This window comes from Cytobacillus sp. Bac17, assembly GCF_024519925.1.
GTDB classification, from domain to species: Bacteria; Bacillota; Bacilli; order Bacillales; family Cytobacillaceae; genus Cytobacillus; species Cytobacillus pseudoceanisediminis.
Genome location: NZ_JALJRC010000016.1, coordinates 39,011 through 50,376 on the forward strand (window position 1 = coordinate 39,011; position 11,366 = coordinate 50,376).

The window sequence follows — 11,366 nt, forward strand, 5'->3', positions numbered from 1 at the left end:
TATTCAGGAGGAGTAGGGAATAAATGCAAAAAAGCTCTGCCTGATATTCGGCAGAGCTTGGGTACATTATATATTAAGATAGAAATTCATGCGGGTTTAAACCGAGTTCCATGCAGATCTCTGTAACAGCCTGTTTTTCATTTTGATCAAAGTTCCCGTCGGCATATCCGATCGCGATGCAATAACGGGCTACGAGGCGGGCGATCTCAGGCTTATTTCTTACCCGGCCAACTGCTTTAAAGGCTTCGGCCCGCCCGATGATCGGGTCCATTTCAATCCGCTGTACGAACATATTGAATTGCTGTATCACTTTTTGTGTATCAAACACTTTTAATTCCTGGCTGCTGTTTACAAACTCGACCATCTTTTGACGTTCAGTTGGATCAAGCCTGCCATCTGCCATGCCGACAAGGGCGCATGAAGCTACAACGGCGTCCAGGACATCCTGGCTCTTGAATCGTGTAAACAGCTCCTGGGCACGGCGCTTTTGGTCATTGGCCCATTGTGCGTAATCCTTCTGATTAGGTGACCATGAATTACCGCAGGAATTACAGGTGAGCTTCAGCTGGTTTTTTCCGATAAAGCCGCCAAGAAGTCCTACAGGCCCAAGGATGAGTCCTCCAATCGCCGCTTTTCCAAGGCCAAATCCTTTTTGGCCGGTCCGGATGTTAGTGGATCCGCAGCGGGTGCAGGCGATATTTCCATCTGTATAGGATTGAGCCTGGACCGGCTGCCCAATACCTGTCTGCCCGCCAAATGATGGCTGCGAAGGTAGCGTGTTATAAGAAGTCTGATTGTAGGCAGGCTGGCCAAAGGACGGTGAGCTGTATCCTGATTGTGCCTGCTGGCTATATTGCTGCTGGTTTTGTTGAGGACTGAATCCTTGAGCTGGCTGCTGATATTGACCCTGGCTGAATGAGTGCTGCTGACTTGGAGCAGGCTCATCATCTACGGAAACACCGAAGTTGCGGCAAAGGGCAGCTAATCCACCCTGGAATCCACTTGCAATAGCATTGAATTTCCACTCGCCATTGTGACGGTAAAGCTCTGCAGCGACGATTGCTGTTTCAACAGTAAAATCGCGCCCAAGGTCGAAGCGGAGAAGCTCTTCATTTGTCATGGCATTAAAAATTCTCACATAAGCATTGGAAACTTGTCCAAAGCTCTGTCCTTTCATCTGGGCATCATGAATGGTAATAGTAAAAGCAATTCGATGGATATGCTGCGGCACCTTATGTAACTCAATGCGGATTTGCTCATCATCCCCGGCACCTGCCCCAGTTCTATTATCACTGCTGTAAAGGATGGATCCGTTTCCGCCGGATGGATTATTATAAAACACAAAGTCACTATCACTTTGCACTTTGCCGGATGCACCTGTTAAAAAGGCTGAAGCGTCCAGGTCATATTGCGATTGATTATGGCTGACATCCCAGCCCAATCCTGCCATCACAACCTGCAAACCAGGATTGGTTTTGGTCAAATCTACTTTTTGTCCCTTGCTCAATCGAACTCCCACAGATTTCACTCCTAATTTGTTTTTATACTTAGAATTAAAAACTTTGTACTTTAAAAACTGTCTAGCTCCAGCGCCTACCCCCTCGAGGTCACAAGCCTGTCTAGTTGCGGCTCCTAGGGACGAAAGACTAGCCAATCCCTTCCAGAAGGGAAGAACACCTTCTTGCAGGGCTCGTCTTATGCTTGTCGTCCCCTCCACATTTCGGACAATCCTCCCAAAAGGGCAAAAAACGCCTTTCCGGAAGGCTTGTCTTGTGCTTGCCGGGGGGGCAAGGCGCTTCCGCTTTTCTTTTTATACGTTCTGAGAAGAAAGAAGTTTCATAGTTTTCATTATAAGGGAATTGGAAGCGAAGGGAAACTTGAGCGGCTATTCTGAGGATGAAAAAAATGGTTTTGGGGCAGGCCGTAGAATAGAATATTAATAATGATGTTGTTGACTTAGGAGGAGATAATTTGAATAAAAGAGCAAAAGTCTTTGCACACCGCGGCGTCAGCGGACATTTTCCAGAAAACACGATGGCCGCCTTCCAGGCCGCATTGGAGGCAGGGGCAGATGGAATTGAATTGGATGTGCAGATGGCGAAGGATGGAAAGCTGGTGATCATTCACGATGAAACTGTGGATAGAACAACGGGCGGCACCGGTTATATAAAGGACATGACCTTTGAAGAAATCCTGCGGCTTGATGCAGGGAGCTGGTTTGGGAATGTTAACACCGGCGAAACAATTCCGGATCTGGAGCAGCTTTTACAATGGGCAGTTAGGGAAGGCAACGAACTGCTGATTAATATTGAATTGAAAAATGATTTGATTGAATATCCCGGGATGGAAGAAAAGGTTATTGATCTTATTCTAAATTATAAATTGGAACAGCGTGTCATAATATCATCTTTCAATCCAGAGAGTCTGAAAAGAGTCCGGGACTTGCATGCCACTTTGCAGACGGGCTATTTGATTGAAGGCATCTCTGAAAACACACTCGAAATGGCAAAAAAAATAGGGGCAAACAGCATTCATTGTGAAGAGGGGTTTGCTCTATCGGAGTTTGGGAGGGAAGCAAAAGAAGCAGGGTTTCCGTTGCGGGTATATACCGTAAATGATGAAACCCGCAGCGGATTGTTAAATAATGCCGGAGTCGAAGTGATTATGACCGATTTTCCGGAAAGGTTTTTTTAATGAAGAGTTTATTGCCTATGTAAATTCCGTTTATCTCCGAGACATTTGATATATCCGCGAAAATATCAAGATATTCGCGAAATTCAGAATATATTCACGTAAACACAAATTCCGCGAAAATTAGGATTTATCAGACATTCGGATATAAACGCGAATTCGAATGCCATGCAGCAGAATGCCATCAAAAAAACAAGCGCGGATCTCCAGCGCTTGTTTTTAGTTAACTCTACCAAAGTACAGGTTTGGCCACCATGAACCAGAGCATGAGCATTAATAGAAAAAGGTAAATCCAGACTGAGCGGGTAAGTTTCCTGACAAGAAACTGCTGATCTGCTCCAGGCGCATCAAATTTCTTCAGAACGGGAGAAAAGGCTCGGGCGAGAAAAAAGACAGAGCCTCCCATTACCGCCAGGGTCGCAACGATCCAGGATGTCGTCCAGCCCCAATGGCTGTTCACGATAAGAAGGACACCCGAGCCTACAAGTACATGTCCTGCATGCTTGACAAGGCGCACGGATGTCCTGAAGATGCTTATGTATGCCTGCTGAACCCCGGGCTCAGCCGATTCCAATTTATTGACGATTGGAATTAGAACAAAAAATGGGCCAACAGAAAGTATGGCACTGCTGACATGGATGTACAGCAGTATTCGGTACAGTATGTCCATTCCGGCAGATTACTTCTTCACTGCGCTGAATTCATGAACCCATACACGCATCTGCGGAAGCCATGGCATTCCCGGATGCATGGAAAGAATGGATTGTTTGTAGTCTTCCAAGCTTTCGAAGCCTTCCTGGCGGGCATGCTCGTCTGTTAATTCACCAAGGGATTGGGAATAAACTTTATTTACAACAAAGTCCTGGCCTTCAAGTGTCATGATTTCCCCGACATCAGCATATCTGCCATTACGGCGTGTGGCTGTTTTTTTTCCTGCAAGAACCTTCTCCACGTCCTCTTTAACTGTGACCATTCTGTCTACGGAACATGTTTTTGGCGGTAATGTATTTGGATCATGCTGATTTGACATTATGCTATTCCTCCTTATGTAAATGCTTACCTTTTAAACCTTACCATATTTTCAAGCCGGAAGGTAGCTGTGTTTAAGAGCAGTTTTTCCTAAAAAAAGGCTTGAGGAAATTCTTCCTCAAGCCTAGAAATTACTTTAACTTAAATGAACTCTTAAGCGACACAATCCTGTTAAAAACAGGTTTTTCTGCTGTTGTGTGTTTCGGGTCGACATTGAAATAGCCATGACGGAAGAATTGGAATTTATCCTGGGCTTTTACATCCTTCATGTTAGGTTCAATGAAACCATTAACAATTTCAAGTGAGTTCGGGTTTACGTAGTCAAGGAACGTTTTTCCTTCAGCATCGCTTTCAGCAGCATCATCTGTGTCTGCCTCAGCGTTCTGATCGGCATCTTCGTCAAGAATCAATGGCTCGTATAAACGGAATTCAGCCGGAATAGCACTCTTTGCATCCACCCAGTGAAGGGTACCCTTCACTTTTCGTCCTGTAAAGCCTGTTCCGCTCTTTGTTTCTGGGTCATATGTGCAATGCAGCTCAACAACATTGCCATCCTCGTCCTTGATGACTTCGTTGCACTTGATGAAGTAAGCATGCTTTAAGCGTACTTCATTGCCAGGGAAGAGGCGGAAATATTTTTTCGGAGGATCTTCCATGAAATCGTCCTGTTCTACAAAAATCTCTCTCGAGAAAGGAATTTGGCGTATGCCCATCTCCGGGTTTTCTGGATTGATTTCCGCATCAAGCATTTCAGTCTGATCTTCCGGGTAGTTCGTGATCACAACCTTTAACGGGCGAAGCACACCCATTGTACGAGGGGCTTTTAATTTCAGGTCTTCGCGGACATAGTGCTCAAGCATAGCTTCATCCACCACACCGGAACCTTTTGAAACACCCGTTTCTTTTACGAACTCGCGGATTGCTTCCGGAGTATAGCCCTTGCGTCTTAGACCGGAAATCGTCGGCATGCGCGGGTCATCCCAGCCGTCAACATAATTCTCTTCCACAAGCTGCTTCAGTTTTCTTTTGCTCATAACTGTATTAGAAATATTCAGGCGGCCAAACTCGATTTGCTGCGGTGTGCTTTCCATTTCACACTCTGTGACAACCCAGTTATATAGCGGACGCTGGTCTTCAAACTCGGTTGTGCATAAGGAATGGGTAACCCCCTCGATTGCATCCTCAAGCGGATGGGCAAAGGCATACATCGGATAGATGCACCACGTATCACCCGTATTATGGTGAGTTGTATGTGAAACACGATAGATAACCGGATCGCGCAAGTTCAGGTTCGGTGATGACATGTCGATCTTTGCTCTTAGAACTTTTGCTCCATTTTCGAATTCCCCGCCCCGCATACGTTCAAATAAATCAAGATTCTCTTCAACTGAACGGCTGCGGTATGGGCTTTCTTTTCCAGGTTCTGTCAGCGTTCCGCGGTATTGGCGGATCTCTTCCTGGCTTAAGTCATCCACATATGCTTTTCCTTTCTTGATTAAAAGAACTGCACGGTTATACATTTCCTCGAAATAATTCGAAGCAAAGTGAAGCTCCTCCCAGTCGTAGCCAAGCCATTTAACATCTTCTTTAATGGCATCCACAAATTCCTGATCTTCCTTTAGCGGGTTCGTATCATCAAAACGGAGGTTCGTCTTGCCATTAAAATCATCTGCCAGGCCGAAGTTGATAACAATCGATTTGGCATGTCCGATATGAAGATAACCGTTCGGCTCAGGCGGGAAACGGGTAATGACCTCTTTACGCTTTCCCGACTCCAGATCCTCTTTAATAATCGTTCGTATAAAATTTGAATTGTTTTCCAAACCGGTATCAGCCTTTCTGTTTATGTAGTTAGTACTTATTTTAATAAGTTCGGGAAGGAAAATAAAGCGAAACTTCCCTTTGCTGCGCTCCTAAGGCTTGCTTTTTGTTAATAGGGCAATATTGCTAAATTTTTTATTCATTCTATCTATTATAAACAAGACGATGCTGGAAAAAAAGTTTTTCTGAAGACTGGATGCGAAGTTTTACAAAAATGTTAAATATTTTCAAATAAGGAGGGATAGAGTGGGGTGGGAAGAATACCTCTTATTAGGAATTAATCTATTGAATGGAGGAATGAACATGTCTGAAAAGTATCCGATTATAGAAGGCGCAGAACCTTTTTATTATGAAGGAAATGAGATTGGGATTTTGGTTTCACATGGCTTTACCGGTTCAACTCAAAGCATGCGTCCGCTTGGGGAAGCTTATGCAAATGCAGGGTATACGGTCTGTGGTCCACGCTTGCGGGGACATGGCACTCATTATGAAGAAATGGAAACAACGACCTATCAGGATTGGATTCATTCTGTTGAAGAAGGCTATCAGTGGCTGAAAGAGCGCTGCAGTACGATATTCGTTACAGGTCTGTCGATGGGCGGCACCCTGACATTGTATATGGCCGAGAAATATCCGGAGATTAAGGGGATTATCCCGATTAATGCAGCAATTGAGATTTCTGATATGGAGGCAGCAGCCAGCCTGGAGGATGTCCGCTTCCTTGATGCAATTGGTTCAGACATTAAAAACCCTGATATAAAAGAGCTTGCCTATGAAAAAACACCGGTTAAATCGATTGGTGAAATAACGGAACTGATGAAGAAGGTCAAAGGCGATTTAGAAAAAGTGAATTGTCCTGCGCTGATTTTTGTCTCAAAAGAAGATCATGTAGTTCCGCCTTCCAATTCGCAGGAAATATACAGCAGCATTAAATCGGCTGCAAAGGAATTGGTCACCCTGGACAACAGCTATCATGTGGCAACACTGGATAACGATCAGGACATCATTATAGAAAGAACACTGCATTTTCTGCAGCGGGTACTGGAAACAAGCAGTCTGCAGGGGTGATGGGGGAGCTTAATCTGGCTCCTTTTTTTTATGGACTTTATTATAGAAGATTTTCATTGTCTTAATAAAGTTCTACCCCTTGATATGATGCAAAATTCCCGTTCCTTTTTCCAATCAGTTATGGTAGTATTTAGTGATGCGAAATAATTAACTGATTTATTCTGGAGATAAAAGGAAAGCGGGGGATGCAGTTGGTAAGGGCTGTAAAAGAGACTTTATGGACCAAGTCTTTCATAATGCTGATGATCGGGAATTTATTTGTCTTTATGTCGTTTCAGATGCTGATTCCGACACTGCCCCCATATATAAAGTCCATAGGAGCAACTGGTCTTGAAATTGGTCTGGTTACGGCGCTGTTTTCGATTGGAGCCGTTTTGAGCAGGCCATTCATCGGATTTATGCTTGAATATAGAGCAAGGAAGCAGCTGGTGCTGATAGGGGCAGCGGCGCTTCTGGCCATAACGGTTATTTATCCGCTGTCAAGCGTGGTGATGATTTTTCTGCTGTTCCGATTCATCCACGGACTCGCTTGGGGCTGGTCAACTACTGTGAATGGTACGGCAGCAGTAGATGTAGTGCCTAATTCCCGTCTTGGAGAGGGAATGGGTTACTATGGCCTTAGCGTTACAATCGGGATGATCATCGCTCCGAGTCTTGGAATCTATCTATATCAGATTACCTCTTTTACCAATCTTATTTATATCTCGAGTGTACTTGGCGTAATTGCCATTGGGCTCCTATCCATTGTTCGCTACGAAACGCCTGCAGCTGTTCTGGAAACAAGGAAAGAGGATCTGAAATTCTCTTACTTAGACTCTTTAATCGAAAAAACCAGCTGGTTTCCTGCCTTTATTACGATAATTGTGACATTTGGGTATGGTTCCATCGTAACGTTCATTGTTATTTTTGGAGAAGAGCGCGGTATTGATCAAATTTTCCTTTTTTACCTGTTCAATGCAATCATGGCATCGCTTTCGAGACCGATTTCCGGAAAATGGTTTGACCAGCGGGGGCCAAAGGGACTTGTCCTGCTTTGCACGTTCCTGACCTTTATCGGCATGTGGGTACTTTCTTTCGCTCATTCGAATTTGTTTATTATCATAAGCGGAATTTTGTTCGGAATTGGCTTTGGATCATTGATACCTACTCTGCAGTCTTGGACACTATCAATGACACCATCCAACCGCAGGGGTGTGGCAAATGGAATGTTCTTCTCATCTATCGACCTTGGCATTGGGCTAAGCGGCCTTGTGTTTGGTGTGCTTGCACAGTTTGTGGAAACGGCAGCCCTATTCCAAATATCAAGTGTGTTCCTGATTCTAGGCATGGCTGTTACAATCCTCTATGGCAGACGGCGCTCAGCTGCCCGGCCGCAGCAAGCCTCTTGATGAAGAATATAAACTGGCAGGCAGGAATATATATTTCTGTCTGCCAGTTTTTATTTTGATTGGGGTGGTATTAATATATAGAAGCTGGTTCTAACTATTAAGAATATTACACAGGAATACAGCAATGTTTCAAAAATGATAGAGAAATGAAATTTTTTGCAGAAAAATTTTTGTTACAATATAAGGATAAAGGATGAAAATTGGCGCATTATGCGTTTTTTATAAAAGATAAGAAGGTAAACTCTGAAGTTAGATAACTGTCTAGCTCCAGGCGCCATCGGCTCGAGGTCATAAGCCGATAGGCGGGCGCCTTCCGCTTTTCTTATAAAAGCATGCTGATAAAGCCCTATGATATTAGGAAATCAGCAGGCTGTTCAATAAAACTCTTTTAAAAGCCGGTGCCTTTAGGCGCACTTTTAAAAATAGCACTGCGGGGGATCAAGATGACTTTAGAGAAGCAGCTAATCAGCAAAACCTTTTATGAGACCTTCATGGAATCTAATGAAAATGTGCATCCGATCAGGGTTTTGGGTGAACTGTATGTTGCTGAGCAGCAGAACGAAGTGCCCGATTTAACCAATATCCGTTTCGCCCAGGGTGAGGTGTATTTCCTTAACAAGGATTACGAAGCGGCCATTTTTAAATGGGAGAGCATTCCGAATGAATTGGGGCCATGGGCACAGAAAAATATGGCTGATGCCTATTTTGAATTGGATTTGCTTTCAAATGCAGAGGACTTTTACAAATCGATTGAGACAGATTCAGAAGTGCTGAAAACCGAAGTGCTCCTTCAGCTGTTTTCACTTTACATACAGCGCGGCAAGCTTGAAATGGCTGTTGGATCCATTAAAGATGCGGTCCGGTTAAATCCGGATTATCCGGATGTGACTGATCTGGCACGCGGATTCTTTGAGGAACACAGCGATTGGGGAAATGCGGTGGAGCTGGCTGTCAATGAAGCAATCAGGACAGAATCCCTATCTTGGTTTGAAGTTCTTCATTCGTATGTGGACCAGGGGCGGACAGCTAAAATGGAGCCGAACTATTTCAGCGAGGCGCTTTCGGTGTTATACCGTGTGGACCATGCTCATTTTGAAAGTTTATCAGCCGCTCTATGGAGTAGCTACAAGAAATCAGGTCTTTATTTCTCATGGCTGAAAGAATATAACCATCTTCTCCTGAATATGGAGCCAGGGCGCTCACATACATGGAGCCAGCTTTCCGAGCTTTACAAGGATACTTATTTTGAACTAATCAGTGGTAAGCATCTAATCAGGGACTTATCACACCTGATACCGAATCATATAACTAACTGGTTGAAAATAGCTGCACCTTCGCATTCCCTTGTTTCGGCCTCGGCAGTGCTGGCGTGGAGCGAAATTTTCCCGTCTAATATTGATTCTTCAGCTGTCAGCGAGGCAGAAGGCCTTGTGAATCGCTCTGTCCGCTATCAGGACGGCTTGGAGGAAAGCTTCAAGCTATTTGAAAATGTCATGAAATGGGCGAAGGAAAAGGGCGTGCTGATGGGTGAACGCTTTGAATGGATGGTCCGTGAGCTCCTTGATTTGGATGCAGGGCATTTGCTGATTGCCGGTACGGCATCAAATGGGAAATCCTCGTTTGTCAACACTCTTCTCGGTGAAAAGCTGATGGGAGATTCCACTTCTGCCTCAGTGCTGTTCAAGGATAGTGATGTAGCGGAAATTCATGCCGTTACGGACGAGGAAGTCCGGAGTATTTCTGACCTGGAGGACTTTAGGCAAAGCGCAGAAAAAAGCCAGCAGACACTTATACGATGCAGAATGCCATTCGCTTTTTTACAGAATAATAGACTTGCTGTTATTGATACGCCAGGTCTTGCGGGGCAAAGCAAATTCAGAAATGGTGTGTTCCAATATCTCCATTTCGCAGACAGCATGCTGTTTGTCCTGAATGCGGATTCGCCTCTGACAGATAAAGAGCTGGATCTTGCTGTGAGAATGAGAGAACAGGCTCCGGAATTGCCTATTCATTTCCTTCTCAGTAAAATGGACCGGATTCCAGACAGCCAGGATGCCATGGATCTTCTTGATGAAACTCAGTCCCGTGTTCATACCTACTTTCCAAAAGCAAAGGTGTTTGCTTTCTCCGCCTATTATGAGAGCGAAAGCCAGCTGAAAGATTTAGCAGTCTTTATCAGGTCGATGATGGATGGACGGGACCGGAAAGAAGAGCGTACAGCAAAGGTTCTATACTATGTTAAAAAATCGATCAAATTCCTTCTTGAAAAACGCGTTGAAATGGAAAACAGCTTGATTGACACTATTAAATGGAACGAAGAAATGGTAACAAAACTTAAGGGTGCCAACAATCAGCTGAGTGATATGGAAGAAGAAAAGGTCCGGACAATTAAAAAGTCCTACAGTCAAATTAAAGATAAAATGAGACAGGATCTTGAGAAAAAGATTCCGGAACTGCTTCGGAATTGTTCAGAAATGGTGACAGAGGACAGTGATTTTGGAAAAATCCACACTGAACTCAATGACGAAATGAATAATCGGGTACACGAATATATTGAAGAGACGGTTTTGCCGGATTTCCATGTCTCCATTCAGGAGTGGATTGCTGAAAGTGAAGGAGAGTTCAGAAGCAGCCAGGCATATCTGGATGAAATGAGCGAAAGCTTCAATGAGCTATATGGCGAGGAGAAAATCTCGCTGGCCTGTGACTTCAGGGTGCTGGATGACTGGCGCCGCGACGCGGATCGAATGACGCGGGGAAGTGTTCAGCTGGAAAAGGCCAACATTCTAAACCGCTTTTCGCCATCGCAGTTCCTGCTGAAGAGTGCAGGCAAGCTGCTTGGTGCGATCCAGCAGAATAAAGCCATGCTCCATAATAAATATAAACAGTTCATTGAACACGAAGATTATAGCGAGATCGCAGAATCCATCACCAATAAATTCATGCAGCAATTCGAGCTTTTCGAGAAATCGCTTGAACGGGATATTAAAATGTTCTTCAGAAATCCGTTTGATGTATTGAATCATACGGTTGAAGAGACCTATACGGACATTGCAGATAATAAAGAAGCTTTAAGCGATATGCGCAAAAATCCTGAGATTTACCAGGATCCTCTGACACTATTTGACCTGAAGCTCCGCCAGTTTGAATGGATGACTTCAGCAGGGGAGAAAGTTAAGGAATATCGTTAAACATTAGGAAGGAGTTTTCCTTCCTTTTTTTTATGAAAAAAATAGAAAAACAGGTTTGATTTATACCGAATAAGGGTAAAGAAGCCAGTCTATTAAAATTTTTAAACTCATAAACGTGAACAGGAACTTGAAAACGGAAACAAAGATAAAGAAAAATTGGGGGAAAGAAGGAGAGAAC

General features: G+C 44.1%; 8 protein-coding genes. 4 read left to right on the forward strand and 4 right to left on the reverse strand.

Annotated elements, in window-relative coordinates; translation table 11 throughout:
• Positions 1–73: 73 nt before the first annotated feature.
• Entirely contained in the window at positions 74–1,519 is a 1,446-nt protein-coding gene (locus NR125_RS29645; RefSeq protein ID WP_372675465.1) for a TerD family protein, read from the reverse strand.
• 452 nt (positions 1,520–1,971) lie between these two features.
• On the opposite strand from NR125_RS29645, the gene NR125_RS17830 reads away from it, so the two are divergent.
• Entirely contained in the window at positions 1,972–2,694 is a 723-nt protein-coding gene (locus NR125_RS17830; RefSeq protein ID WP_256815853.1) for a glycerophosphodiester phosphodiesterase, read from the forward strand.
• 226 nt (positions 2,695–2,920) lie between these two features.
• On the opposite strand, the gene NR125_RS17835 is transcribed toward NR125_RS17830, so the two are convergent.
• From NR125_RS17835 to NR125_RS17845, 3 genes are all read right to left on the reverse strand, one after another.
• On the reverse strand, positions 2,921–3,361 hold the full coding sequence (locus NR125_RS17835; protein ID WP_009335928.1) for a hypothetical protein: 441 nt from the start codon (positions 3,359–3,361) through the stop codon (positions 2,921–2,923).
• Positions 3,362–3,370: 9 nt separating this feature from the next.
• Complete coding sequence (locus NR125_RS17840; RefSeq protein WP_009335927.1) at positions 3,371–3,721, reverse strand: ASCH domain-containing protein; 351 nt, start codon at positions 3,719–3,721, stop codon at positions 3,371–3,373.
• A 130-nt stretch (positions 3,722–3,851) separates the two neighbouring features.
• Entirely contained in the window at positions 3,852–5,543 is a 1,692-nt protein-coding gene (locus tag NR125_RS17845; RefSeq protein WP_009335926.1) for a glutamine--tRNA ligase/YqeY domain fusion protein, read from the reverse strand.
• 301 nt (positions 5,544–5,844) lie between these two features.
• Between NR125_RS17845 and NR125_RS17850 the strand changes: the two genes are divergently transcribed.
• From NR125_RS17850 to NR125_RS17860, 3 genes are all read left to right on the forward strand, one after another.
• Entirely contained in the window at positions 5,845–6,609 is a 765-nt protein-coding gene (locus NR125_RS17850) for an alpha/beta hydrolase (RefSeq protein ID WP_050807844.1), read from the forward strand.
• A 185-nt stretch (positions 6,610–6,794) separates the two neighbouring features.
• Complete coding sequence (locus tag NR125_RS17855) at positions 6,795–7,997, forward strand: MFS transporter (RefSeq protein WP_034297759.1); 1,203 nt, start codon at positions 6,795–6,797, stop codon at positions 7,995–7,997.
• A 443-nt stretch (positions 7,998–8,440) separates the two neighbouring features.
• Complete coding sequence (locus tag NR125_RS17860) at positions 8,441–11,188, forward strand: dynamin family protein (RefSeq protein ID WP_217027435.1); 2,748 nt, start codon at positions 8,441–8,443, stop codon at positions 11,186–11,188.
• The last annotated feature ends 178 nt before the right edge of the window (positions 11,189–11,366 follow it).

What these genes read in the sequence shown, in the direction of transcription:
- NR125_RS17835 (WP_009335928.1), bottom strand. Translation starts at nt 3,361, where the DNA reads ATGGACATACTGTACCGAATACTGCTGTACATCCATGTCAGCAGTGCC.
- NR125_RS17840 (WP_009335927.1), bottom strand. Translation starts at nt 3,721, where the DNA reads ATGTCAAATCAGCATGATCCAAATACATTACCGCCAAAAACATGTTCC.
- NR125_RS17850 (WP_050807844.1), top strand. Translation starts at nt 5,845, where the DNA reads ATGTCTGAAAAGTATCCGATTATAGAAGGCGCAGAACCTTTTTATTAT.
- NR125_RS17855 (WP_034297759.1), top strand. Translation starts at nt 6,795, where the DNA reads ATGCAGTTGGTAAGGGCTGTAAAAGAGACTTTATGGACCAAGTCTTTC.
- NR125_RS17860 (WP_217027435.1), top strand. Translation starts at nt 8,441, where the DNA reads ATGACTTTAGAGAAGCAGCTAATCAGCAAAACCTTTTATGAGACCTTC.